Here is a 23,056-nt window from a genome sequence, read left to right on the forward strand (position 1 = left end):
CCGGCCGGGAACCCGCACAGGAGTGGGGGTCGTGCGGTCGTGTGCGCCCCTTCGGTGATGAGCGCGCGGCGGCCGCGCCCCGTCGGGGTCAGGCCCGCCCGCGGGCTCGGCGGGAGACCACCGCCCGCAGGATGCGGCGGCCCTCGGTGGAGACGTCCAGGGCGCGGCGCAGGCCGGCCGGGCCGTGGGCCGCGAGGAGTTCCAGGACGGTGACCTGGCGGCGCAGCTCGGCCGCGACCAGGGGCGGCATGCCCTCCGTGCGGCCCGCGCGGCGGGAGTCGACGGAGTCGGCGTCCTCGGCGGGGTCGAGGAGGCGGTGGATCTGGAGCGAGGCGACGGAGCAGGCGTCGGCCCAGACCCGTATCTCGGCGGGGGCCCGGCGGGCGGGGGCGGCGTCGAGCATCCGGCGGGCGAGCAGCGCCGCCTCGCCGCCGTTCTCGCCGGACTCGAGTTTGGCGCGTATCTGTTCCAGCCCGCTGTCCCAGTCCGCGTCCGCACCGGCCTCGGCGAGGCTCGCCCACAGCGGCCGCAGGATGCCGTCGTCCCCGCCGAGCAGCGGCACGCACCGGTCCAGACAGGCCAGCCCACTGGCGGCCAGTCCGCGTTCGTCGGCCTGAGCGATCAGTTCCACCAGGCTCATCCACGTCTCCCTTGCCGGCGCGCCGCCCTCACGGAGCCCGCACCTTCCCTTACTGCGTGCAACGGAAGAAGACTGTCACAGAGTGGATTTTCAGCCAAGGGGTGATCGAGAGGCCGAAAAGCCCCGCCTCAGCCCAGCCGCCCCGCGAGCGTCCTGAACTGCGCCCAGCTGAGGGCCGGCGTCCGGGCGTCCCACAGCTTCTGCGCGGTGGCCCGCAACGGCATCCGGATCCCCGCCGCGACCTGGTCCTGGGTCTGGGAGTTCGCCAGGTCGCACCAGACCGAGAAGGACCCGCCGAGGATCTGGGCGTCGTACGCCGAGGACACCGGCGTGGTCCCGCGCAGCACCCGCGGCGTCCACTGCTCGTAGATCCGCCGGCCCGTCGGATAGACGAACGTCTGCGGCTCGCCGAGGACGTAGTACAGGTACTCGTCGTTGTAGTTGAGCACCTTGCGTCCCGTACTCAGATACGCGGCCGGCACCCGGGCCCCGATCTCCTTGCCGGTCCAGTACGCGACCACCAGGTCGGAGGCCGGCTTCACGGTCGTGTCGCGGAAGAACCCGTCGTTCCAGACCCGCATGGTCCGGCCATGGGCCCGGACCGTGTCGGCGCGGTCGTTGAGCCACCCGGTGGCGAGGTCGGCGACGCCCGCCCCGGAGCCGTAGCGCTGCCGCGCAGCGGCGGCGAGCTGCGGGAAGGAGGCGGCCGGGTTCGACACGGTCAGCGCCTGGTACTCGTCGCCGCCGAGGTGCCACTGCGTGCCCGGGAAGAGGCCCGCGTACTCGCCGAGCAGGTCGTCGAGCAGCTTCGCGGAGGCGTCCTTGGAGATGTCGATGGCCCCCCGGACGGCGACCCCGTTGACGTTGCGCAGCTGGAGCTCGGGGTGGGCGGCGAGGACGGCCCCCAGGTGCCCGGGCGAGTCGATCTCGGGCACGACGGTGATGTGCCGGGACGCGGCGAGGCCGACGATCCGCTTCACCTGCGCCTTGGTGAGGTGCTGCGCGGCGACGATCTCGGGATGGGTGTCGGACTCGATCCGGAAGGCCTGGTCGTCGGAGAAGTGCAGGGCGAACTGGTTGTACTTCAGGTCCCCCAGCTCACGGATGCGGTCCTCGATCCAGCCCGGCGAGAAGTACTTGCGGGCGATGTCCAGCGAGAAGGCCCGCTGCGGCTTGGCCGGCGCGTCCCTGACGACGCCCTCCGGCGCCGTGCCGCCGCCCCGGACCTCCTGCTTGAGCGTGCGTGTCCCGTAGAACACCCCGACGTCGGAGGGGCCGCCGACGCTGGCCCGCCCGTCCCGCACGGTCAGGGTGTACGACTGGGCGCCCCCGCTCCCGCCGAGCGTCAGCCGCAGATCCCCGGAGCGGCTGTCGCTGCGCTGCCCGGCGTACGACATGCCCAGCTCGCCGGCGATCAGCCGGCCCTCGTCGGCCAGCCGCGGGTCGGTGACGACGACCCGGTGCCCGGCGGCGGGCCGCCAGCCGGGCCCGCGCGCCGCCGTGAAGCGCTGGACGGCCGGGATCGTGCGCGGGGCGGTGGACAGCGGGTACGTACGGGTCGGGCGGGGACTGGGGGACGGCGCGGCGGCGACGGACCGCTCGCCGCCGGACGCGGCCGGGGAGGCCTGACCCGCCGCCGACGCGGTGGGCGCGCCGTCGTCCCCGTCGGAGGCCCACAGCCCCACGCCGACGCCGAGGGCGGCGACCAGCCCGCCGGCTATCAGGGCCCGCAGGGCGACCTGCTCCCGGACCTTCTTCCGCGGCGCCGCACGCCGATGCCTGTGCCTGCTCACCCGGCCCACCGTACGTCGCCCGGGTGACGGAGGCGCGCCGACCGGGGCATCGCACGCGTCACCGAACGGTCACCGGGAGAGTCCACCAACGATTCCGAAACTCTCTCGTTCGAGTGAAATTCGGGCAAGCGTCGGACACCGAATGACCACTCCCGATAACGTTGCGCCACACCTTTCACCGCATCCCCTGCCACATCACTCGTGACGCGAGGATCCACGCTGCCTGCGCACCGTCTTCCCCACCTCACCGGCCGCCTTCCGATACCGGCGCAGACCCGGACGCCCCCGGCCACCCCGGTGGACACCTTCAACACCGTCCCCGCCGAGGAGGCCCTCGACTCCCTCCTCGCCTGCCTGCACAGTCCCTGCTGGGCGCGCAGGGTCGTGGACCACCGCCCCTACCCCACGGTCGACGCCCTTCTCGCCGCCTCCGACGAGGCGGCCTACGACCTCACGGCCGCCGACCTCGCCGAAGCACTCGCGGCGGAATCCCTCCCCGCCCTCCCGGCGGATGCCTACGAGGCGGCCCACCTGGCCCTGGACGCGGCCCACGCGGCCTACGAAGCCCGCTTCGGGCACGTGTTCGTCATCTGCCTCGACGCCGTCCCCCCGGCCGAAGCCCTGGACGTCGTCCTGGAGAGCATCCGGTCACGATTGACAAACGATCCGGAGGACGAACGGGTGGTGGCGGCAGAAGAACTCCGCCGCCTCGCGAGAGGGCGATTGACGGCCCACCTCAGGGGCGCGGGACTGTAGTCCGATATGCGGCTACCGCCGCGTGGGCCCGACCAGCCCGGACGGCCCCGCACCCGGCGTATAACGGCACAACCCTCCACACACCCGGCACCGCTCACCCATACGCGTGCCAGTTTGATCACACAGGTAGGCCCGCTGTAAGCCCAGCGCCGCAGCGTGGCTACGATGCTGGGGGCCGGTGGACCGTACCCGGCCGGGCCCGTCCGACAGCACAAGCCGGCAGGCCCCAATCCCCGCTCCCGGAGGGTTCTTCCGTGCCGGCTGGAACGCTGTACCGCGGCCGGGAAGGAATGTGGTCCTGGGTGGCTCACCGAGTCACCGGCGTCCTCATCTTCTTCTTCCTGTTCGTTCACGTGCTGGACACCGCTCTCGTGCGTGTCTCCCCCGAGGACTACGACAAGGTCGTAGCCACGTACAAGACGCCGATCGTCGCCGTGCTCGAGTACGGTCTGGTCGCCGCCATCCTCTTCCACGCGCTCAACGGCCTGCGTGTCATCGCCGTCGACTTCTGGTCGAAGGGCCCGCGCTACCAGAAGCAGATGCTGTGGAGTGTCGTCGGCATCTGGGTCGTGCTGATGCTCGGGGCGATCTACCCCGTCCTCGGCCACGCCGCTCGTGAACTGTTCGGGAGCTGAGACCGATGGCCACCACTGAAACCACCGCGTCCGGGATCGGCCCCGTCGAGGGCCCCTCGATCTACAACGTCGACAACCCGGCGCCCCTCATCGAGGCCCCGCGCAAGCGCACCAGGAAGACCCCGCGCTCGACCCGCGGCAACTTCGAGATGGCCGCGTGGCTGTTCATGCGGCTGTCCGGCGTCGTGCTGGTCGTCCTGGTCATCGGCCACCTGCTGATCCAGCTCGTGCTGGACGGCGGCGTGTCGAAGATCGGCTTCGCGTTCGTGGCCGGCCGCTGGGCGTCCCCGTTCTGGCAGGTCTGGGACCTGCTGATGCTGTGGCTCGCGATGCTGCACGGCGCGAACGGCCTGCGCACGGTCATCAACGACTACGCGGAGCGCGCGAACACCCGGCTGTGGCTGAAGGGCCTGCTCTACACCGCCACGGTGTTCACCATCCTGCTGGGCACGCTGGTGATCTTCACCTTCGACCCGAACATCCGCTAGGCACGGGGTTACGAGACTCATGAAGATCCACAAGTACGACACCGTCATCGTCGGCGCGGGCGGCGCCGGCATGCGCGCCGCCATCGAGTCGACGAAGCGCAGCCGCACCGCCGTGCTCACCAAGCTCTACCCCACCCGCTCCCACACGGGCGCCGCGCAGGGCGGCATGGCCGCCGCGCTGGCCAACGTGGAGGAGGACAACTGGGAGTGGCACACCTTCGACACGGTCAAGGGCGGTGACTACCTGGTCGACCAGGACGCCGCCGAGATCCTGGCGAAGGAGGCCATCGACTCCGTCCTCGACCTGGAGAAGATGGGCCTGCCGTTCAACCGGACCCCGAACGGCACGATCGACCAGCGCCGCTTCGGCGGACACAGCCGCAACCACGGCGAGGCCCCGGTCCGCCGCTCCTGCTACGCGGCCGACCGCACCGGTCACATGATCCTCCAGACGCTGTACCAGAACTGCGTGAAGGAGGGCGTGGAGTTCTTCAACGAGTTCTACGTCCTCGACCAGCTGATCACCGAAGAGGACGGCGTCAAGAAGTCCGCCGGTGTGGTCGCCTACGAGCTGGCCACCGGCGAGATCCACGTCTTCCAGGCGAAGGCCGTCATCTACGCCTCCGGCGGCTGCGGCAAGTTCTTCAAGGTGACGTCGAACGCCCACACGCTGACCGGTGACGGCCAGGCCGCGGTCTACCGGCGCGGGCTGCCGCTGGAGGACATGGAGTTCTTCCAGTTCCACCCGACCGGCATCTGGCGCATGGGCATCCTGCTGACGGAGGGCGCCCGCGGTGAGGGCGGCATCCTCCGCAACAAGGACGGCGAGCGCTTCATGGAGAAGTACGCGCCGGTCATGAAGGACCTCGCGTCCCGTGACGTCGTCTCCCGCTCCATCTACACGGAGATCCGCGAAGGCCGCGGCTGCGGTCCCGAGGGCGACCACGTCTACCTGGACCTGACGCACCTTCCCCCGGAGCAGCTGGACGCCAAGCTCCCGGACATCACCGAGTTCGCGCGCACCTACCTCGGCATCGAGCCCTACACGGACCCGATCCCGATCCAGCCCACCGCGCACTACGCCATGGGCGGCATCCCGACCAACGTCGAGGGTGAGGTCCTGGCGGACAACACCACCGTCGTGCCGGGCCTGTACGCGGCCGGCGAGGTGGCCTGTGTCTCCGTGCACGGCGCCAACCGCCTCGGCACCAACTCGCTGCTGGACATCAACGTCTTCGGCCGCCGGGCCGGCATCGCCGCGGCGGAGTACAGCCAGAGGACCGCGACCTTCGTCGAGCTGCCGGAGAACCCGGCCCAGCTCGTCGTGGACCAGATCGAGCGGCTGCGCAGCTCCACGGGCACCGAGCGGGTGGCGACCCTGCGCAAGGAGCTGCAGGAGACCATGGACGCGAACGTCATGGTGTTCCGCACCGAGCAGACGATCAAGACGGCGGTCGAGAAGATCGCGGAGCTGCGCGAGCGCTACAAGAACGTCTCGATCCAGGACAAGGGCAAGCGGTTCAACACGGACCTGCTGGAGGCGATCGAGCTGGGCAACCTGCTCGACCTCGCCGAGGTCATGGCGGTGTCGGCCCTCGCCCGCAAGGAGTCCCGCGGCGGTCACTACCGCGAGGACTACCCCAACCGCGACGACGTCAACTTCATGCGGCACACCATGGCGTACCGCGAGGTCGGCGACGACGGCACGGATTCCATTCGTCTCGACTACAAGCCGGTCGTCCAGACCCGCTACCAGCCGATGGAGCGTAAGTACTGATGGCAACCCCTGTTCTGGACAAGGTCGAGGCGGAGTCGGCCGCGTCCCCGTACATCACGGTCACCTTCCGGATCCGCCGGTTCAACCCGGAGGTCTCGGCCGAGGCGGTCTGGGAAGACTTCCAGCTGGAGATCGACCCGAAGGAGCGCGTCCTCGACGGCCTCCACAAGATCAAGTGGGACCTGGACGGCACCCTGACGTTCCGCCGTTCCTGCGCCCACGGCATCTGCGGCTCGGACGCGATGCGGATCAACGGCAAGAACCGCCTCGCCTGCAAGACGCTGATCAAGGACATCAACCCCGAGAAGCCGATCACGGTCGAGGCCATCAAGGGCCTGACGGTGCTCAAGGACCTCGTGGTCGACATGGACCCGTTCTTCCAGGCGTACCGCGACGTCATGCCCTTCCTCATCACGAAGGACACGAACGAGCCGACCCGCGAACGCCTCCAGACGGCGGAGGACCGCGAGCGCTTCGACGACACCACGAAGTGCATCCTCTGCGCGGCCTGCACGTCCTCGTGCCCGGTCTTCTGGAACGACGGCCAGTACTTCGGCCCGGCGGCCATCGTCAACGCGCACCGCTTCATCTTCGACTCGCGTGACGAGGCCGGCGAGCAGCGCCTGGAGATCCTGAACGACCGCGACGGCGTCTGGCGCTGCCGCACCACGTTCAACTGCACGGACGCCTGCCCGCGCGGCATCGAGGTCACCAAGGCGATCGCCGAGGTGAAGAAGGCGCTGATCACGCGTCGCTTCTGACCCGCGTTCCCGTACGTCCACGAGGGCCCCGTCTCCCGGTTTCATGACCGGGGGCGGGGCCCTCAGGCGTTCAAACGCCACGATCGGGTGAACGTGATCAAGAGGGACATCCAGAGGGCGTCCGGCCTACGATGATGGCCTCGACACCAGCCCACAGGAGGCGCCAGATGTCCTCAGCAGCTGTCGAGCGGCCCCGAGAGAACCGGCCGCTGATCGCCGAGGCGAACCTCATCATGGAGAGTCTTCCTGGCCGCCGCGTCGAGATCATCGGAGGCCAGATCCTCGTGAGCCCAGCACCGGACGGCCCGCACTCCGAAGCCCTGATGCTGTTCGCCGCTCCTTTCCTGCAACTCGGTCTGGTGCGAGCGCTTCCGGGTATCGGCCTCTGGCTGCCGACAGGACCGGAGGACTATGTGATCCCCGACCTGTCGGTGGTCGATGACGACTACCGCGACCACCGGGTCGAGAACAGTTGTTACGACCCGGCCTGCTTCCGACTCGTCATGGAAGTCACCTCCAGCAACTGGAAGACCGACCTCCGGACCAAGGTCACGTGCTACGCCAGGGCCGGGATCCCCGTGTACGTCATCATCGACCGTCGGCATCAGCGCCTTCACGTCCTCACCGCCCCGGTCCGGGACAGCTACACGACCCACCACATCCACACCGCCGGCGAGTCGGTCACCTTGCCCGAATCCATCGGCGGCAAGGTCGTCCTGGACGTGAGCCGGCTGCTGGAGGCCGGACGCCCGGAGACAGAGGACTGACCCCGATCACCAGGACGCGTACCACTCCGGATCCCCGCTGCCCAGGCGGCGGCGCAGATAGTCCTCCAGATCGTTGGCCACCCAGCGGCGGCTGTCGCTCTCGTGCTCCCAGACGAAGATGTCCGGCCGCTCGGGCCTCACGACGAAGCCGAAGAGGTCGCCTCCCGCGCTCTCCCCGAAGAGCAGCAGCGGATCGAAGGGCATGTAGAGCTTCCGGAAGTCGGCCGCGCTCCTGAACTCCAGGTTCCGGTCCACGACTTCGGCGACGGAACAGACGATCCCGGTGCCGTACTTGTCCCGGGCCCCGTCCGCCGCCCTCCAGAACTCCTTCAGCGCCGCGGGCAGCGGGTGCCCCAGCACCACTTCCGCGACCCGCATCTGCTCCTCACAACCGGGACCGTCGGCGAGGTCCACGTCCGACGACAGCGAGGAGATGAGCTCGGTCCACATACGGTGATCCTTCATGGTTCAGAAGACGCCCTGACCGGGAGTCAGGATTCCGTTCGGATCGTAACGGTGCTTCGCCCGCTCGAAGGCGGGCCAGGCGGCGCCGAAGTGGGTCCGCCAGTCGTCGCGGGTGAGCCGCATGCCGCCCACCGGGTAACGGGTGCCGCCGGCCGCGACGACGGTGTCGTAGGCGGCGCGGTTGGCCGCCAGGGCACGCTCGACGGCGGCCGTGTCGTCCGGCGGGACGGTGCGCAGGAAGTCGAAGAGGTGGAAGACGTCGTCGTCCGGGGTGCGCAGCAGCGGCGTCCTGAAGTGCTCGCGCAGGAGGGGGTAGAAGAGGACCACCCCGCCGGGTCCCAGGGTGTCGGGGGTGAGCGCGTCCAGGAGCGGGGCGGCGAGGGCGGCGGCGGACCGGCCGGGGAACATCAGGTCGAGCCAGGGGTGGGCGTACGCCCACAGGCCCGACTCCTTCAGCGCGGCGACGAAGGGCGCGATGCGGTCCAGGAAGTCGTAGTAGGTGCGGTCGGTGCGGCTGACGGTCGCCGGGTCGTGGCGCAGGCCCCGCAGCAGGACCGTGTCGTCGGGCGCGGGGCCGACCGGCGGGCCGTAGGCCGCGGCTTCGAGGACGTACACCCGGAACGCGCCCTCGGCGTCCGCGGAGACCTGGCCCTCCACATAGGCGAAGCGGCCCTCCCGCACCAGGAGGCGCTGGTCCTCCAGGAAGGTGTCCAGGTCGTCGTAGGTCAGCAGGTAGTGGCGTACGGTCGCGGGCGCGGGGACGAGCCGTACCGTCGCCTCGACGATGACCGCGCACTGCCCGAGCCCCGCCAGCGCGGCGTGGAAGAGGTCGGGGCGGCGGGTCGGCGAGCAGCGGACCAGTTCGCCCGCGCCGGTGACGACCCGGAGCTGGGTGACGTTGTCGACCTGGGCGCCGTGCTGGTGGCCCTGGCCGCCGAGGCCGCCCACGGACAGGGTGCCGCCTACGGAGAGTTCGAGGTAGTCGGTGAAGACGGGCGGGGTGAGGCCGTGGGCGAGCGTGGCCCGGGCGACCTCGCTCCAGCGCGCGCCGGCGCCGACGGTGACCGTGGTGCTCGCGGAGTCCAGGGCGCCGATGTCCGCCAGGGTCGCGGTCTCGATGACCAGGCCGCCCCGTGTCTGCGCCTGCCCGAAGGCGGCGTGCCCCTGGCCGCGCGGGGCGACGGGCAGCCGGTGGGCGTTGCAGAACCGGATCATGGTGACGACGTCACGGACCGAGCCCGGGCGAAGGACGGCCACGGGGCGGTGGTGCACGAGGTGGCCGAAGTCGTCGGCCGCGGCGGTGAGCGAGGCGTCGTCCGTGACGAGGGTGCCGTCCAGCCGGGGGATCCTGGCGAGGCCGGCCGGCGGGGCGCCGGTCTCCGGCGAGGTCGCGGCCCAGCTCCGGGCGGTGGGGTCGAAGCCGACGACGGCGGCTCCGGCGAGTGTGACTCCGTGTAAGACGGTCCGCCGTGACGGGGTGCGGGACATGCGGATGCCACCTCTCGAGCCGCGCGAAGTCCTCAAATCCGCGCCAGCCTAGGACAGTGCGCCGCTGTCGTGCGGGGTTTTCGCGCCCCGCGTCGCACCGGGGGTACGGCGAGGGCCCCGCTCCTGGAAGGACTCGCAGGAGGGGGCCCTCGCCGTCAGGGGCGCCTCGGGCTCAGCCGCGCAGGACGCGGCCCTGGCTGTCGGTGCGGTCGTTGCTCGTGAGGAACAGGATGCCGTCGATCAGAGCCCAGAAGCCGAGGCCGCCGCAGGTCAGGAGCTGGGCGATGCCGACGCCGACCGAACCGACGTAGAAGCGTCCGATGCCGAGGGTGCCCAGGAAGAGCTGGAGGATACCGGCGACGATCTTCGACTTGTCGGAGTACGGGCGGCCGAGCGGGTCGACGCCGTAGGGGGCCTCGGGGGTGGGGACGGTCATGAGAACTGCTCCTGGGGACGACTTCGGGTGACCGGAACCTGTGCCGGCTCCGGACTGCGGGGACTCCAGGAGGGATGCGACGTACTGCTCCTGCGCGTCGACGGACGTCGACGACCACGTCCGCGCACGGTGTCGACCGCGCCCGAACGTCCCCCTGGTTCGGTGAGAGTAAAGAGACCAGTGGGGCGAATGGGAGTAGCGGGGACTGATCGTTCCTGTTCCGTGATCAAAATCCGCCAACTCCGAGATATTTTCAGACGCCTGACGGGTGGCGAGTGGCCCCAAAGAGGTGGAAACAGGCCTAGAAGATGTTCCGGACGATCATCCAGGTCACCGCGACACCGAGCACCGCGGCCACCCCGCGGCCGCTGAGCCCCGGTCTCCAGCGGCGGCCGTGCAGGCCCTCCCAGGCCCAGCGGGCGAGCAGGGCGAGGGCGAAGGGCGAGGCCAGCAGCAGGACCCGGTTGTCCAGCCAGGCCTGGTGGTAGTGACCGTGCATCAGGTCGTACACCATGCGGGTGCCGCCGCAGGCCGGGCAGAGCAGACCGGTGACCAGCCGGAACGGGCACTGCGGCAGCAGATGGCCCGGCTGGTGGGGGTCGGCGCCGTAGAGGTACGCGGAGCCCGCCGCGCCGGCGGCCAGCACCGCGAGGGGTGCGGCCGCGGGGTGGCGCAGCGCGGACGGGCGCTCCGCATCAGCCACGCAGGACCCGCCCGTTGCCGTCCGTGGTGTTGTTGCCCGTCAGGAGCATGATCCCGTCGACCAGCGCCCAGATGCCGAAGCCGCCGCAGGTGAACAGCTGGGCGAGGCCTATGCCGACGTGGCCGATGTAGAAGCGGCCCACGCCCAGGGTGCCCAGGGTCAGCTGGAGGACACCCGCGACGATCTTGGACTTGTCGGAGTAGGGGCGGCCGTAGGGGTCGTAGCCGTACGGCGCCTGGGGGTCGCCGGTGTAGGTGCCGGGCGGCACATAGCCGGGGGCGGGGTAACCGGCCTGCGGTGGGTAGCCGGGCTGGGCCTGGCCGGGCTGCGGGTAGCCGTAGGGGCCGGGCTGACCGCCGGGCTGGGCCGCGCCGTACGGGCCGGGGGCGCCGGCGTTCGGGTAGCCGTACCCGGGCTGGGGCGGCTGGTAGGGCTGCTGCGGCTGTTCGGACAAGGCGAGTTCTCCCCGTGGTCGGATGAGCGGAACATCTGCGTGCAAGGTGGGTGCACGTCATCTTGCAGCAGAAAACAGGACCCGGAGAAGCCGGGGGTGGTCAAGAAGGGACACCGTCGAGCAGCAATCACCGATTCCCGGAACCCGGGCACCTATTCTGACGGTATGTCAGATGGAGAGTCCTACGAACTGCTCGGGTTCGACAACGTCCTGCTGCCCGTCGGCGACATCGGCGAGGCCGTGCGGTTCTACGAGCGGGCCGGGTTCGCGGTGGCGTTCCGGTTCGACGAGGGCGGGATCGCGCTGCTGAAGGTCGGGGCGGAGACACCCGGGATCCTGCTGCGGCGGGAGGAGGCGCTGGGGCACCGGCCGCCGCCCTGGGCGGCGCCGCGCGTCTGGCTGGAGGTGCCGGACGCGCGCGTGGCGGCACGGCGGCTGGCCGACGCGGGGATCGCACCCCTCGATCCGCCGTTCTCCGTGGCGACGGGCTGGACCGTCGAGGTCGCCGACCCCTGGGGGAACGTCCTCGGGTTCGCCGACTACACCAAGCGGCCGGAACTGGGCCGGAGACAGTGAGGCCGTGAGGCCGTGACACAGGTCCCACCCTCTACTGATTGAACACGTTCAAAACTGGGCTACAGTCATCCCTGTCAGCGTTTTGAACGCGTTCAACAAAGAGGGACGCCATGGATCGCACCGTCATCGCCTACGTCATCTACCTGGCCGTCAGCATCGGTCTGACCGTCTGGGTGGCCCGCACCCTCAGCCAGAACGGAAGGGTCTTCCTCGCCGACGTCCTCAAGGGCGACGAGAAGCTCGCCGACGCCGTCAACCACCTCCTGGTGGTGGGCTTCTACCTCGTCAACCTCGGCTTCGTCGCCCTCTACCTGAGCGGCGACGAAGCCATCGAGGACACCCGCGGCGTCTTCGAGGCCCTGTCGACCAAGCTGGGCGTGGTGCTGCTGGTGCTCGGCGTGATGCACCTGGGCAACGTGTACGTACTCAACCGGATCCGGCGGCGGGGGGTCATGGAACGGGAGCAGTTCCCGCCGGTCGCCCCGCAGGACTGGACCCCCCGGCAGGCCGGGGCGTAACGGCCGTGAGCACCACGGCCTCGCCCGCGGACCGGGACACCACGGGGGTCCCGGTCCGCCGGCTCACCGTCCTCTACGACGCCGACTGCTCCCTGTGCGCCTTCGTCCGCGACTGGCTGGTCCGGCAGCCGCAGCTCGTCCCGCTGGAGCCGGTCGTCGCGGCCGGATCCGCCGAGGCGGCCGCCCGCTTCCCCGGCCTCGACCACCGCGCCACCCTGGAGGAGATCACCGTCGTCGGCGACGGCGGCCAGGTCTACCGGGGCGCGGCCGCCTGGATCGTCACCCTGTGGGCGCTGCGCGAGCACCGGCCGCTCGCCCACCGGCTGAGCACCCCCGCGGGTGCGAAAGTCGCCAAGGCCGCGGTCCTGGCCGCCGCCAAGTGGCGCGGGGCGCGGCGCACGGAGGCCGGCTGGGGCGGCGGCGCCTACCCCAGGGCGGACGGCTGGTCCTTCGACCCCCGGCACGGCTGGACCTTCACCCCGCCCTCCTGTGCCGACGGCTCCTGCGCGACTGACTAGGCTCTCTGTCCGTGTCCGCCATGAACGAGCCCGCCGACGAGGGCCGCGCCGAGCCCGCTCCCCCGGCCGAGCCCCGTGAGCCGTCCCCCGCGACCGGCTCCAAGTCCGAGCAGACCCGCGCGCTGATCCTGGAGACGGCGATGCGGCTGTTCCAGGAGCGCGGCTACGACAAGACGACGATGCGGGCCATCGCCCAGGAGGCCGGGGTCTCGGTAGGGAACGCCTACTACTACTTCGCCGGCAAGGAGTGGCTGATCCAGGGCTTCTACGACCGTCTCGCGGCAGAGCACCGCGAGGCGGTCCGCGAGCTCCTGGCGACGGAGACCGCCCTGGAGGCCCGGATGGCGGGGGTGCTGCGCGTCTGGCTGGACGTGGCGACGCCGTACCACGAGTTCGCGGTGCAGTTCTTCAAGAACGCCGCCGACCCGGACAGCCCGCTCAGTCCCTTCTCCGCGGAGTCGGAGCACGCGCGCGTGGAGGCGATCGCCGTCCACAAGGAGGTCCTCGCCGGCTCGAAGACGAAGGTGCCCGAGGAACTGCGCGAGGTGCTGCCCGAGCTGATGTGGCTCGCGCAGATGGGCCTCGTCATGTACTGGATCTACGACCGGACGGAGGGCCGCGAGCGCAGCTACCGGCTCGCGGAACGGGGCTCGCGCCTCACCGCGCGGGGTGTGGCGCTGGCCCGGTTCCGCGTCCTGCGGCCCCTCGTCCTGGAGATCCACGAACTGTTCACGGACTTCCTGCCCGGCATGACCAACGCCCTGCCGGACCCGCAGAAGAAGCGCGGCTGACCGCTAGTTGACCTCCGACATCTCGGCCAGTTCCACGTCGTACACCAGCGGCTCGTCGGCGACCGTCACCTGGCGGGCCTGGGTGGTGTACGACGCCGCCGTCGTCGACAGCAGATAGGTGCCCGGCTCCGGGACGGAGAGGATGTAGGAGCCGTCGGCCAGCGAGGTCACCCGGTCCAGCGGGCGGCCGCCCTTGGACAGCAGGGCCACCGTGGCGTGCTCCACCGGATCGCCGGAGACGTCGCGGACGAAGCCGTGGACGACCGTCGCGGGACCGTCCGACGGGCCGGCGGAGGCGGTGGCGTCCTCCTCCTTCGGCTCGACCGCGAGATGCGGCAGCCGCTTCTCCAGCCAGGCGGGCAGCCACCAGTTGGAGGCGCCCAGCAGGTGCATCGCGGCCGGCACCAGCGCCGTACGCAGGACGAACGCGTCGAGGGCGACGGCCGCGGCGAGGCCCACGCCGGCCATGGCCGCGCCCGAGTCCCCGCTGAGGACGAACGCGAGGAACACACAGACCATGATCAGGGCGGCGGAGTTGATGACCCGGCTGGTCTCGGCGAGGCCCACGCGCACCGCGCGCGCGTTGTCGCGCGTGTGCACCCACTCCTCGTGCATCCGGCTGACCAGGAACACCTGGTAGTCCATCGACAGGCCGAACAGCAGGGACAGCATGATGACCGGCAGGAAGGCGTTGATCGGCCCCTCCTTGCCGAGCCCGAGCAGCTCCAGGCCCCAGCCCCACTGGAAGACGGCGACCAGGACGCCGAAGGAGGCGGCGGCCGCGATCAGGTTCATCAGGGCGGCGGTCAGCGGCACCACCAGGGAGCGGAAGGCGATCAGCAGGAGCAGGAAGCCCAGTCCGATGATCGTCCCGATGAAGAGCGGCAGCCGGTCGCCGGTGACGGTCGCGAAGTCCTTGGAGACCGCCGTGACCCCGCCGACATGCGCCTTCACCCCCGCCGCGGGGATGACGTCGTCGCGCAGCCGGTCGATGAGGGTGTCCGTCTCCCGCGACTGGGGCGAGGTCGCGGGGACGACCTGGATGACGGTGACGCCCCCCGCGGGCGGCAGCGCGGCCGCCTGCGCCACGCCCGGCGCGTCCTCGATGCCCCGGACGAGCGCGGTGGTGTCGGTGCCCTCCACGACGACCTGGAGCGGGCCGTTGAAGCCCGGTCCGAAGCCCTCGGCGAGCAGGTCGTAGGCCTTGCGGGTGGTGGTGGAGGTGTCGTTGTTGCCCTGGTCGGTGGCGCCGAGGTGCAGCGAGAGCACCGGCACCGCGAGGACGGCCATGACGACCAGCGCGAGCGCGGCGACCGTCCGGGGGCGGCGCTGCACCTGAGCCGACCAGCGGACCGCGGGGCCGCTCGTCCGCTCCTCCTCCGGGCCCTCGGCGGCGAGGCGCCGCCGCTGCTTACGGCTGAGCACCCGCGGGCCGAGGAAGCCGAGCAGGGCCGGCAGCAGGGTGGTGGCGGCGAGGACGCTGAGGACGACCGTCAGCGAGGTGCCGACGACCACGCCTTCCAGGAAGCGCAGGTCCGTCACCAGCATGCCGGCCAGGGCGATGCAGACCGTGCCGCCCGCGAACAGCACCGCGCGGCCGGAGGTGTTGAGGGCGGTGACCGCCGACTCCTCCGGTGCGACGCCGCGCAGGAGGCCCTTGCGGTGGCGGGTGACGATGAACAGCGCGTAGTCGATGCCGACGCCGAGACCGATCAGGGACGACAGCAGCGGCGCCAGGTCGGGAATGTCGGTGACATGGCTGAGCAACTGGGTCGAGAACAGTCCGGTGCCCACGCCGAAGACCGCCACGGCGAGCGGCAGCAGCATCGCGAAGAGCGAGCCGAAGGCGAGGAACAGCACGATCGCCGCGGCGACCAGACCGACCATCTCGGCGAGGCCGGTGGGAGGTTCCTGGACGCGCTGGATGGCCTGACCGCCCAGTTCGACCTCCAGGCCGGCGCGCCCGGCGTCCCGCGCCGTGTCAACGACGTCCTGGACGAGTTCCTTGGGCACCGCGTTCGCCTGGTCGGCGAAGGTGATCTGGGCGTAGGCGATGCGGCCGTCCCGGCTGATCTGCCCCGCGCCCCGCTCACCGGCGTAGGGGCTGGTGACCCCGCCGACGCCCTTCATGTCCGCGATCCGCTCCAGCGCGGGCTGGATCCGGTCTCGCACGTCCCGGTCGCGGACGCTGCCCCCGTCGACCTTCCAGACGACGGTGTCGGTGTCGCCCGCGCGCGCGGGGAACGCCTTCTCCATCAGGTCGTACGCCTTCTTGGAGTCCGTGTCGGGGAGGGAGAACACGTTCGCGTAGTCCGTGCCCGCCGTCGTGGCCGAGAACCCCAGCCCGAACAACGTCCCCACCCACAGCAACAGGACCACCAGCCGATGCCGGTAGCACCAGCGTGCCAATGCCGCCACGATGCGCAACTCCTCACTCAACGGTCGACGGATCCCCCGGGTCCTGGACCCAAGCATCCGGTGCGGCGCGCACCCGGGGACATCGCAGGCCCATGACTCTCAAGGAACTCCAAAGGGGGGAACCGGCCCGGTCGCCGCCGGGGCCACCGATACTGGGGGCATGTCGACCGCCCCCGGCACCGTGCTGGTCGTGGAGGACGAGCCGAGCATCGCGGACGTCCTCGCCATCGCGCTGCGCTACCACCGCTTCGAGGTCATGACCGCGGGCACGGTCCGCGAGGCCCTCGCCCTCGCCGACCGCACCCGTCCCGACGTCGCGCTGCTCGACGTGATGCTGCCCGACGGCGACGGCCGGGCGCTCGGGCGGGAACTGCGCGGGCGGCGGCCGGATCTGGCACTGGTGTTCCTCACCGCGCGCGACGCACCGGCCGAGATCGTCGGCGCGCTCGGCTTCGGGGACGACTACGTCACCAAGCCGTTCGACATCGACGTGGTGATCGCCAGGATCACCGCGGTACTGCGCCGCACCCGCCCGGCGGACGTCCTGCCGCAGCGCCCCCCGCTGCGCTACGGCGACCTGGAGCTGGACGAGACGACGTACAGCGTGCACCGCGCGGGCCGCTCGGTGGAGCTGACCCCGACGGAGTACGCGCTGCTGCGCTTCCTGGTGCGCAACGGCGGCCGGATCGTGCCCAAGGAGCAACTCCTGCGCCATGTCTGGCAGTACGAGCACACCCCGCCGGAGTCGACGGTGGTCGAGACGTACATCAGCTATCTGCGGCGCAAGCTGGACACGCTGGGCCCGCCGGTGATCACCACCCGGCGGGGCGTGGGGTACGGGCTGGCATGAGGACGGCGCGGGCCCTGCGGTGCGGGCGGGGCATGCACTCGCTGCGGGTGAAGCTGACGCTGGCGAACGTGGCGCTGCTGGCGATCGGGATCGTCACGGCGACCGCGGTGAGCCTGATGGGCATGCGGCACTACCTGCTGGCCCAGGTCGACAGCGAGCTGGTCAAGACCCGGGACTCGATCGCCGGTACGGGGCTCACCCTGCGCGCGCTGGACTCGCTGTCGGCGCTGAGCTTCCTGCGCGACCGGATGGCGCCCGGGGAGGGCGGCGCGGAGTCCGCGGCGGACACCGTGTTCACCGCCGTGGACGCGACCGGCCGGGCCGTGTCGCTCTTCGGTGTGCCGCCCACCGCCGCCCAGAGCGATCTCGCCGAGGCGGTGCGCGACCCGCACGCGCTCACCGCGGCCCGCGACCCGGGCGACCTGAGCATGCGCGGTGCGTCGTACCGGGTCACGGCCACCCGGCTCGGGGACGGCACCTACGTCCTGATGGCGACCTCCACCGAGGCCCTCCACCAGGGCATCGCCAAGGCGCTCCGGCTCGATCTCACCGTCGGGACCCTGCTGCTGGCGCTCCTCGCCTGTCTGACGCTGTTCAGCGTGCGGCGGCGGATGCGGCCGCTGGAGGACATGGTGGAGACGTCGTCGGCGATCGCGGAGGGCGATCTGACCCGCCGGGTGCCCTCCAGCCGGGAGACCAGCCTGGAGGTGGAGCAGCTGCGGCTCGCCCTGAACTCCATGCTCCAGCAGGTGGAGGCGGCGTACCTCACGCGCGAGCGCAGCGCGGGCCAGCTGCGCCGGTTCGTCGCCGACGCCTCGCACGAGCTGCGCACCCCGCTGTCGGCGATCCGCGGCTATCTCCAGCTGTACGACCAGGGGATGCTGCGCGAGCCGGAGGAGCGCAGACGGGCCTGGGACCGGATGAACGGCGAGGTGGACCGGATGGGCCGGCTCGTCGACGAACTGCTCATGCTGGCCCGGCTGGACCAGCGGCCCGAGCTGCGGCTGCGGAACGTGGACGTGAGCCGGCTGGTGCGGGACGCGGCCGAGGACCTGCGGGCGCAGCAGCCCGACCGGCCCGTCACGGTCCACGCGGACGGCGCGCTGCTGGTGCGGGCCGACGAGTCGGGGCTGCGGCAGGTCCTGGGCAATCTGGTGGCCAACGTCCGCACGCACACGCCCGCGGAGGTCCCGGTGCGGCTCGGGGTGGAGCGCACGGACGGGATCGTACGGCTGTCGGTGCGGGACGAGGGACCGGGCCTCGCGGCGGAGGACGCGGCGCGGGTCTTCGACCGCTTCTTCCGGGCGGGCGGCGGCGCGGGCAGCGGCCTGGGCCTGGCGATCGTGCAGGGGCTGGTCCGGGCCCACGGCGGCGAGGTGAACATCCACACGGCACCGGGCGAGGGCCTCGACGTGACGGTGGAACTCCCGTCCCGCCCGATGACCTGCGTCTGACTGCCGGGGGCCGGGGTCCGGGGTCGGCCGGCGGGGGGCGGGTTAGGCGGTCGTCGCCAGGATCAGGGCCCATACCGTCTTGCCGTGGTGGCCTCTGCTCCATACGCCCCACGTGGTGGCGAGGTGTGCCACCAGGTGCAGGCCGCGGCCGTGTTCCTCCCACTCGCCGACCGCCCGGGGGCGGGGTTCCCGGCGGTCCTCGTCGGAGACCTCGATCAGACAGGAGCCGTCCGCGAGTGCGGTGACCGCCACCTCGAACTCCCGCTCGCGCAGGGGTCCGTGGCGGATGACGTTGGTGGCCAGCTCGGACACCACGAGGACCGCGTCGGTGACCGCCCGGTCGTCGGGGCCGTGCCCCCAGTCGGCCAGATGGTCCCGCACCCGGCGCCGGGCCAGCCCGACGGACGCCGGATGCCGGGGCAGCCGGAAGGAGTTGCGTCTCAGCACGTCTGCTCCTCACCCCGCGCGCGGCTCCGTCACATCGCACCCCGACGGGTGACTGCCCGCGCGGGTGGGGACGCATGCCCGAACGGACCGGATCCGCGTGGCGGGACCGGCCCTCGGGCTACTGCTGCGTCGGGTGGGTCCGGGGGGTCAGATCCAGTCCAGGGACCACAGACGGAACACGCCATTGCCGTCGGCGAGGTAGCGGCCGCCGCCTCACGCCTGACGGGACGCCAGTTCGATCACCGTGATGTCCGAGGGCGCGCCCACGCGGGTGGGCGGCCCCCAGGCGCCGGCGCCCCGGGAGACGTAGAGCTGGGTGTCGCCGTAGCGGTCCAGGCCGGCCAGGGTCGGGTTCGCCGCCTCGGCGATCAGGTTGCCGGGGAAGAGCTGCCCGCCGTGGGTGTGGCCGGAGAGCTGGAGGTCGACGCCGTGGCGTGCGGCGTCGTGGATCTGGACGGGCTGGTGGGCCAGGAGCACGCACGCGCGTGTGGTGTCCCGGCCGCCGAGGGCCTTGCCGAAGTCGGGGCCCTGGCCCTCGCTCTGTCCCGCGATGTCGTTGACGCCGGCCAGGTCGAACCAGGGGAGTTCGGTGCGCTCGTTCTCCAGGGGGTCGATCCCGAGGCGGCGGACCTCCTCGACCCATTGGGCGGCGCCGGAGAAGTACTCGTGGTTGCCGGTGACGAAGAAGCTGCCGTGCCGGGCCCGCAGCCGGGCGAGCGGGGCGGCCGCCGGACCCAGGTCCTTCACACTGCCGTCGACGAGGTCGCCGACGACGGCGATCAGGTCGGGCTGGGTGCCGTTGATCGTGTCGACGACCTTCTGCGCGAAGCCCCGGCCGAGCACCGGTCCGAGGTGGATGTCGCTGACGACCGCGATCCGGTAGCCGTGGGCGGCGCGCGGAAGCTTGGCCAGCGGGACGGTGACCCGCTTCACCTTCGGACCGCGCAGCACCCCGTAGGTACCGGCGCCGACGGTCCCCACCGCCACCGCGGCGGCCGCGCCGCCGACCACCCGCGAGACGAACAGCCGCCGCGAGGGGCCACGGGTTTCGTCCCCTCCGACACCGGAACGCGACTTCGCCGCCTCCACCCGACCACCGGGCGCACCCGCCTGCCCGTCCGGCGCACCCGCAAGCCCGGCCGCCGCGTCAGGCCGCCCCGCTTCGGCGTCCGTCCGGTCGGCCGGTGTGTCGCCCTGTACGGCACGTGAGCCCTGGGCGGCGCGTGAGCCCTGGGCGGCCGGGGCCGGCCGGTCGGCTTGTGGGCCCTGGGCGGCCGGGTCCGCATCCTGCTCCGGGACCGCTTCCTGCTCCGGCTCCCCTTCCCGCTCCTGCTCCGGCTCGCGCGTCGGCCCCGGCGTCGGCCGCCCCGTGTGGGCCCGTCGGTCCAGGAAGCGGCGCAGCAGCGGTCGTACGAACTCGCCCGCGACGACCCCCAGCAGCAGGTAGATCGACAGGGCGAGCCACAGGAAGCCCGGCCAGGCCAGGGTGCGCTGGAGCCAGAAGGGGGCGCCGGTGCGCTCCGCGACGAGGGCGCCGATCGCCAGGGCCCAGCCGCCCGCGATCAGTACGGCGCCGCCGCGGCGCACCCGGCCGGGGCCGCGGGTGGTGTCCCGGAAGAGCCTGCGCCACAGGTACCAGTTGGCGCCGACGACGACCGCGAGGACGAGCAGCGCGAGCAGCGCGAAGAGGATCACCATCGGCTATGACGTCCGGCGCAGTGCGCGCAGACCGCGCAACCCGATGACACCGATGGCCGTCCCCAATACGAAGGAGACGACGGCGAGCGTCAGGTGCACCCAGAAGTAGGCGGTGGGGTGCCCGTCGTCGAAGGCGAGACCACTGCCGTCCTTGACCAGATTCTTGACGAAAGTGACCCAGATGAACCAGCTCCACACCCCGAAGGCGAGCAGGAACCAGGACACGGGGCGGCTGAGCTTCATGGGTTCAGTATCGCCGTCGGGTGTCCGGTTCGATGACCGGGGTGGGGAGGGTGGCGGGACTTCCCGGCGCCCGACCGGTACGTTCTCCGTCGTGCCCGCACCCATGAAGCAGACCGTCAGGCGATCCCTGCTGGTCACCGCAGCGTCCCTCACCTCCCTCGCGCTTTCCGCGCCCGTCTCCCCCGCCGCGCCGAAACCGTCCCCCGCCACGAGCCCGTCCCCCTCGGCCACTCCCCCGGCGACCATGTCCACGGTCGGCGGCGCCCGGCTCGGGCAGGCCGGGACGCAGGTGGCGCTCGCCGGGGGCGCGCCGGTGGTGCCGAAGGACCTCACCGCGCGGTCGTGGATCGTCGCTGACGCCGAGTCGGGCGAGGTGCTGGCGGCGCACAACGCGCACTGGCGGCTGCCCCCGGCGAGCACGATGAAGATGCTGTTCGCGGACACCGTGCTGCCGAAGTTCCCGAGGACCACCCAGCACAAGGTGGTGCCGAAGGACCTGGAGGGCATCGGGGCGGGCTCCAGCCTGGTGGGGATAAAGGAGAACGAGACGTACTCGGTGCACGATCTGTGGCTGGGCGTGTTCCTGCGCTCCGGCAACGACGCCGTGCACGTGCTGTCGTCGATGAACGGCGGGGTCGCGGGCACGGTCAAGGAGATGAACGGGCACGCCGAGGAGCTCCAGGCCCTCGACACGCACGTGGTCTCCCCCGACGGCTACGACGCGCCCGGTCAGGTGTCCTCCGCGTACGACCTGACGCTGATCGCGCGGTCGGGGCTGCAGAAGAAGGACTTCCGGGAGTACTGCTCGACCGTCTCGGCCAAGTTCCCCGGCGAGACGAAGAAGAACAAGAAGGGCAAGAAGGTCCGGGGGACCTTCGAGATCCAGAACACCAACCGGCTGCTGGCCGGCGACTACGACATCGCGCAGTACCCGGGCATCGCGGGGGTGAAGAACGGCAACACGACCAACGCGGGCGCGACCTTCACGGGGGTGGCCGAGCGGAACGGGCGGGTGCTCCTCGTCACCGTGATGAACCCGGAGAAGAGCGACCACAACGAGGTCTACAAGGAGACGGCCAAGCTGTTCGACTGGGGTTTCGCGGCGGCCGGGAAGGTGACGCCGGTGGGCGAGCTGGTCCCGCCGCGGGGGGCGGCTCCCAGCGCGCAGGCCAGTGCGCAGCCGGGCGCGAACCCGTCCGCCGGCGCCTCCTCGGGCGCCTCCCGGGGCGGCACCTCGCAGCAGCCGGTGGCGAGCGCGGTGGCCGACGACGGCGCGCGCGGCATGTGGACCGCGCTGGGCATCACCGGCGGGGCGCTGGTGCTGCTGGCCGCCGGGGCCTACGTCGTCAACCGCCGCTGGCCCCTCCCGGATCTGGTACGCCGTCGCCGCTGACGTCTTCGTCGAACGCACTGTCGGGTGCGCTGCCCGTGGCGGTCCAGGCGGCGCTGTACAGGACCAGTTTCGAGGTGAGGTTGATCCACAGGAGCAGGGCGATGGGGACGCCGAAGGCGCCGTACATGCTCTTGCCCGCCACGTTCTGCAGATAGCCGCTGAGCAGCAGTTTGAGCAGTTCGAAGCCGACCGCGCCGATCAGCGCGGCGACGATCAGGCGGCGGCGGGTGGGCTCGACGCCCGGCAGCAGGGTGAGGACGTAGAGGAGGAGCAGGAAGTCGGCGAGGACGGCGATGGTGAAGGCGGCGATCCGCAGCAGGATGCCGTCCCAGCCCGCCTTGTCGATGCCGAGCGCGTCGGTGATCCGGCCGACCAGGGCGGAGGCCACGGTGGAGATGGCGAGGGTGACCAGGACCGCGCCGCCGAGCCCGACCAGGATGCCCGCGTCCTTGCCCTTGCTCAGGATCGGGTTCTCCTCCTGGTCGGGCAGCTCCCACACCGCCCGCAGACAGTCCCGCATCTGACCGACCCAGCCGATGCCCGTGAGCAGCAGCAGGGCGCCGGCGATGAGGCCGACCGTGCCGGAGTTCTGCACGAGGTCGTGGATGTCGAGCTGGTCGGAGATGCCGGGGACCTGGTCGGCGATCTTGTTCTGGAGTTCCTGCTGCCGGGACTCGCTGAGGGTGGCGGCAGCGATCGCGGCGGCCAGGGTGAGCAGCGGGAACAGCGCGACGAAGCTGATGAACGTCATGGCGGCGGCGAGCCGGGTCCATTTCACCCGGTCCAGACGTTCGTACGACCGCCACGCGTGCGTGGCCATGAGGCGGGTGACCCACGGCCCGATGCCGGGAAGCTGCTTCAGCCAGTCCATGCTCCGACTCTGCCCTGCCCGGCGGGAATGACGCGAAGGGCCGCGGGGGCGGGTACCCCGGATGCCCTGGGCCATTTCAGGTAGAAAAGGGATGTTTCCCCTCTGAAGCCCCAGGA

At 71.4% G+C, this 23,056-nt stretch carries 25 protein-coding genes; 13 read left to right on the forward strand and 12 right to left on the reverse strand.

Annotation, left to right across the window (positions count from 1 at the left end; translation table 11 throughout):
- Positions 1-88: 88 nt before the first annotated feature.
- Together AQJ58_RS12510 and AQJ58_RS12515 are read right to left on the reverse strand one after the other, a co-directional pair.
- Positions 89-640 carry a hypothetical protein gene (locus tag AQJ58_RS12510; RefSeq protein ID WP_067248867.1) on the reverse strand — a complete coding sequence of 184 codons (552 nt, stop codon included), beginning with the start codon at positions 638-640 and terminating at the stop codon, positions 89-91.
- Positions 641-768: 128 nt separating this feature from the next.
- Positions 769-2,433, reverse strand: a complete 1,665-nt coding sequence (locus AQJ58_RS12515) for a beta-N-acetylhexosaminidase (RefSeq protein WP_420712151.1) — start codon at positions 2,431-2,433, stop codon at positions 769-771.
- 201 nt (positions 2,434-2,634) lie between these two features.
- On the opposite strand from AQJ58_RS12515, the gene AQJ58_RS12520 reads away from it, so the two are divergent.
- From AQJ58_RS12520 to AQJ58_RS12545, 6 genes are all read left to right on the forward strand, one after another.
- Complete coding sequence (locus AQJ58_RS12520; protein WP_067248869.1) at positions 2,635-3,189, forward strand: 2-oxo-4-hydroxy-4-carboxy-5-ureidoimidazoline decarboxylase; 555 nt, start codon at positions 2,635-2,637, stop codon at positions 3,187-3,189.
- Between the two features lie 254 nt (positions 3,190-3,443).
- Positions 3,444-3,824 carry a succinate dehydrogenase, cytochrome b556 subunit gene (gene sdhC, locus AQJ58_RS12525; protein WP_079061657.1) on the forward strand — a complete coding sequence of 127 codons (381 nt, stop codon included), beginning with the start codon at positions 3,444-3,446 and terminating at the stop codon, positions 3,822-3,824.
- Positions 3,825-3,829: 5 nt separating this feature from the next.
- Complete coding sequence (locus tag AQJ58_RS12530) at positions 3,830-4,312, forward strand: succinate dehydrogenase hydrophobic membrane anchor subunit (protein WP_067248871.1); 483 nt, start codon at positions 3,830-3,832, stop codon at positions 4,310-4,312.
- Between the two features lie 19 nt (positions 4,313-4,331).
- The gene (gene sdhA, locus AQJ58_RS12535) at positions 4,332-6,089 is read left to right on the forward strand and encodes a succinate dehydrogenase flavoprotein subunit (RefSeq protein ID WP_067248873.1); all 1,758 of its coding nucleotides are present in this window, start codon (positions 4,332-4,334) and stop codon (positions 6,087-6,089) included.
- The gene (locus AQJ58_RS12540) at positions 6,089-6,850 is read left to right on the forward strand and encodes a succinate dehydrogenase iron-sulfur subunit (RefSeq protein WP_067248875.1); all 762 of its coding nucleotides are present in this window, start codon (positions 6,089-6,091) and stop codon (positions 6,848-6,850) included. The genes sdhA and AQJ58_RS12540 overlap by 1 nt, the downstream gene beginning before the upstream one ends.
- A gap of 167 nt (positions 6,851-7,017) precedes the next feature.
- Positions 7,018-7,617 carry a Uma2 family endonuclease gene (locus tag AQJ58_RS12545; RefSeq protein ID WP_067248878.1) on the forward strand — a complete coding sequence of 200 codons (600 nt, stop codon included), beginning with the start codon at positions 7,018-7,020 and terminating at the stop codon, positions 7,615-7,617.
- Positions 7,618-7,623: 6 nt separating this feature from the next.
- Here the strand turns inward: AQJ58_RS12545 and AQJ58_RS12550 are convergent, their stop codons facing one another.
- The 5 genes from AQJ58_RS12550 to AQJ58_RS12570 all read right to left on the reverse strand — a co-directional run bounded on the left by AQJ58_RS12550 (position 7,624) and on the right by AQJ58_RS12570 (position 11,163).
- A complete protein-coding gene (locus tag AQJ58_RS12550) occupies positions 7,624-8,067 on the reverse strand; it encodes an SMI1/KNR4 family protein (protein ID WP_067248881.1) in 444 nt (147 codons plus the stop codon).
- Between the two features lie 18 nt (positions 8,068-8,085).
- A complete protein-coding gene (locus tag AQJ58_RS12555; RefSeq protein WP_067248884.1) occupies positions 8,086-9,570 on the reverse strand; it encodes an FAD-binding protein in 1,485 nt (494 codons plus the stop codon).
- Between the two features lie 172 nt (positions 9,571-9,742).
- Entirely contained in the window at positions 9,743-10,006 is a 264-nt protein-coding gene (locus tag AQJ58_RS12560) for a TM2 domain-containing protein (protein WP_055632039.1), read from the reverse strand.
- 301 nt (positions 10,007-10,307) lie between these two features.
- A complete protein-coding gene (locus tag AQJ58_RS12565) occupies positions 10,308-10,709 on the reverse strand; it encodes a DUF2752 domain-containing protein (protein ID WP_067248886.1) in 402 nt (133 codons plus the stop codon).
- Positions 10,702-11,163, reverse strand: a complete 462-nt coding sequence (locus AQJ58_RS12570) for a TM2 domain-containing protein (protein ID WP_067248888.1) — start codon at positions 11,161-11,163, stop codon at positions 10,702-10,704. The genes AQJ58_RS12565 and AQJ58_RS12570 overlap by 8 nt, the downstream gene beginning before the upstream one ends.
- Positions 11,164-11,328: 165 nt before the next feature.
- Here AQJ58_RS12570 and AQJ58_RS12575 point away from each other — a divergent pair, with 165 nt between their 5' ends.
- The 4 genes from AQJ58_RS12575 to AQJ58_RS12590 all read left to right on the forward strand — a co-directional run bounded on the left by AQJ58_RS12575 (position 11,329) and on the right by AQJ58_RS12590 (position 13,566).
- A complete protein-coding gene (locus tag AQJ58_RS12575; protein ID WP_067248890.1) occupies positions 11,329-11,739 on the forward strand; it encodes a VOC family protein in 411 nt (136 codons plus the stop codon).
- Positions 11,740-11,849: 110 nt separating this feature from the next.
- Complete coding sequence (locus tag AQJ58_RS12580; protein WP_067248892.1) at positions 11,850-12,257, forward strand: hypothetical protein; 408 nt, start codon at positions 11,850-11,852, stop codon at positions 12,255-12,257.
- A gap of 5 nt (positions 12,258-12,262) precedes the next feature.
- On the forward strand, positions 12,263-12,775 hold the full coding sequence (locus tag AQJ58_RS12585) for a DCC1-like thiol-disulfide oxidoreductase family protein (protein ID WP_067248895.1): 513 nt from the start codon (positions 12,263-12,265) through the stop codon (positions 12,773-12,775).
- Positions 12,776-12,795: 20 nt separating this feature from the next.
- Positions 12,796-13,566: a TetR/AcrR family transcriptional regulator gene (locus AQJ58_RS12590; protein ID WP_067248898.1), complete on the forward strand. Its 771-nt coding sequence runs from the start codon at positions 12,796-12,798 to the stop codon at positions 13,564-13,566.
- A gap of 3 nt (positions 13,567-13,569) precedes the next feature.
- Here AQJ58_RS12590 and AQJ58_RS12595 read toward each other — a convergent pair whose 3' ends face one another.
- Complete coding sequence (locus AQJ58_RS12595; RefSeq protein ID WP_067248900.1) at positions 13,570-15,975, reverse strand: MMPL family transporter; 2,406 nt, start codon at positions 15,973-15,975, stop codon at positions 13,570-13,572.
- A 169-nt stretch (positions 15,976-16,144) separates the two neighbouring features.
- Here AQJ58_RS12595 and AQJ58_RS12600 point away from each other — a divergent pair, with 169 nt between their 5' ends.
- Entirely contained in the window at positions 16,145-16,834 is a 690-nt protein-coding gene (locus tag AQJ58_RS12600; RefSeq protein ID WP_067248903.1) for a response regulator transcription factor, read from the forward strand.
- The gene (locus AQJ58_RS12605; protein ID WP_067248906.1) at positions 16,831-18,288 is read left to right on the forward strand and encodes a sensor histidine kinase; all 1,458 of its coding nucleotides are present in this window, start codon (positions 16,831-16,833) and stop codon (positions 18,286-18,288) included. Before AQJ58_RS12600 ends, AQJ58_RS12605 begins: the two co-directional genes overlap by 4 nt.
- Before the next feature lie 42 nt (positions 18,289-18,330).
- Here AQJ58_RS12605 and AQJ58_RS12610 read toward each other — a convergent pair whose 3' ends face one another.
- The 3 genes from AQJ58_RS12610 to AQJ58_RS12620 all read right to left on the reverse strand — a co-directional run bounded on the left by AQJ58_RS12610 (position 18,331) and on the right by AQJ58_RS12620 (position 20,676).
- Positions 18,331-18,735, reverse strand: a complete 405-nt coding sequence (locus AQJ58_RS12610; RefSeq protein ID WP_067248909.1) for an ATP-binding protein — start codon at positions 18,733-18,735, stop codon at positions 18,331-18,333.
- Positions 18,736-18,948: 213 nt separating this feature from the next.
- Positions 18,949-20,433 (reverse strand): metallophosphoesterase, encoded by a 1,485-nt coding sequence (locus AQJ58_RS12615; protein WP_067248912.1) that lies wholly within the window; start codon positions 20,431-20,433, stop codon positions 18,949-18,951.
- 3 nt (positions 20,434-20,436) lie between these two features.
- A complete protein-coding gene (locus AQJ58_RS12620; protein ID WP_067248915.1) occupies positions 20,437-20,676 on the reverse strand; it encodes an SCO4848 family membrane protein in 240 nt (79 codons plus the stop codon).
- Between the two features lie 91 nt (positions 20,677-20,767).
- On the opposite strand from AQJ58_RS12620, the gene AQJ58_RS42445 reads away from it, so the two are divergent.
- On the forward strand, positions 20,768-22,069 hold the full coding sequence (locus AQJ58_RS42445) for a D-alanyl-D-alanine carboxypeptidase family protein (protein ID WP_067248917.1): 1,302 nt from the start codon (positions 20,768-20,770) through the stop codon (positions 22,067-22,069).
- On the opposite strand, the gene AQJ58_RS42450 is transcribed toward AQJ58_RS42445, so the two are convergent.
- Complete coding sequence (locus tag AQJ58_RS42450; protein WP_067248919.1) at positions 22,023-22,940, reverse strand: YihY/virulence factor BrkB family protein; 918 nt, start codon at positions 22,938-22,940, stop codon at positions 22,023-22,025. The two genes, AQJ58_RS42445 and AQJ58_RS42450, sit on opposite strands and share 47 nt — an antisense overlap.
- Between the last annotated feature and the right edge of the window lie 116 nt (positions 22,941-23,056).

Origin of the sequence: Streptomyces sp. DSM 15324, assembly GCF_001514285.1 — a bacterium.
Classification (GTDB): Bacteria; Actinomycetota; Actinomycetes; order Streptomycetales; family Streptomycetaceae; genus Streptomyces.

Excerpts from the sequence above, each read along its gene's own strand:
- AQJ58_RS42450 (WP_067248919.1), bottom strand. The coding sequence starts at position 22,940 with ATGGACTGGCTGAAGCAGCTTCCCGGCATCGGGCCGTGGGTCACCCGC.
- AQJ58_RS12560 (WP_055632039.1), bottom strand. The coding sequence starts at position 10,006 with ATGACCGTCCCCACCCCCGAGGCCCCCTACGGCGTCGACCCGCTCGGC.
- AQJ58_RS12530 (WP_067248871.1), top strand. The coding sequence starts at position 3,830 with ATGGCCACCACTGAAACCACCGCGTCCGGGATCGGCCCCGTCGAGGGC.
- AQJ58_RS12555 (WP_067248884.1), bottom strand. The coding sequence starts at position 9,570 with ATGTCCCGCACCCCGTCACGGCGGACCGTCTTACACGGAGTCACACTC.
- AQJ58_RS12540 (WP_067248875.1), top strand. The coding sequence starts at position 6,089 with ATGGCAACCCCTGTTCTGGACAAGGTCGAGGCGGAGTCGGCCGCGTCC.
- AQJ58_RS12575 (WP_067248890.1), top strand. The coding sequence starts at position 11,329 with ATGTCAGATGGAGAGTCCTACGAACTGCTCGGGTTCGACAACGTCCTG.
- AQJ58_RS12590 (WP_067248898.1), top strand. The coding sequence starts at position 12,796 with ATGAACGAGCCCGCCGACGAGGGCCGCGCCGAGCCCGCTCCCCCGGCC.
- AQJ58_RS12600 (WP_067248903.1), top strand. The coding sequence starts at position 16,145 with ATGTCGACCGCCCCCGGCACCGTGCTGGTCGTGGAGGACGAGCCGAGC.
- AQJ58_RS12620 (WP_067248915.1), bottom strand. The coding sequence starts at position 20,676 with ATGAAGCTCAGCCGCCCCGTGTCCTGGTTCCTGCTCGCCTTCGGGGTG.
- sdhA (WP_067248873.1), top strand. The coding sequence starts at position 4,332 with ATGAAGATCCACAAGTACGACACCGTCATCGTCGGCGCGGGCGGCGCC.
- AQJ58_RS12580 (WP_067248892.1), top strand. The coding sequence starts at position 11,850 with ATGGATCGCACCGTCATCGCCTACGTCATCTACCTGGCCGTCAGCATC.
- AQJ58_RS12510 (WP_067248867.1), bottom strand. The coding sequence starts at position 640 with ATGAGCCTGGTGGAACTGATCGCTCAGGCCGACGAACGCGGACTGGCC.
- AQJ58_RS12550 (WP_067248881.1), bottom strand. The coding sequence starts at position 8,067 with ATGTGGACCGAGCTCATCTCCTCGCTGTCGTCGGACGTGGACCTCGCC.
- AQJ58_RS12545 (WP_067248878.1), top strand. The coding sequence starts at position 7,018 with ATGTCCTCAGCAGCTGTCGAGCGGCCCCGAGAGAACCGGCCGCTGATC.
- AQJ58_RS12615 (WP_067248912.1), bottom strand. The coding sequence starts at position 20,433 with ATGGTGATCCTCTTCGCGCTGCTCGCGCTGCTCGTCCTCGCGGTCGTC.
- AQJ58_RS12605 (WP_067248906.1), top strand. The coding sequence starts at position 16,831 with ATGAGGACGGCGCGGGCCCTGCGGTGCGGGCGGGGCATGCACTCGCTG.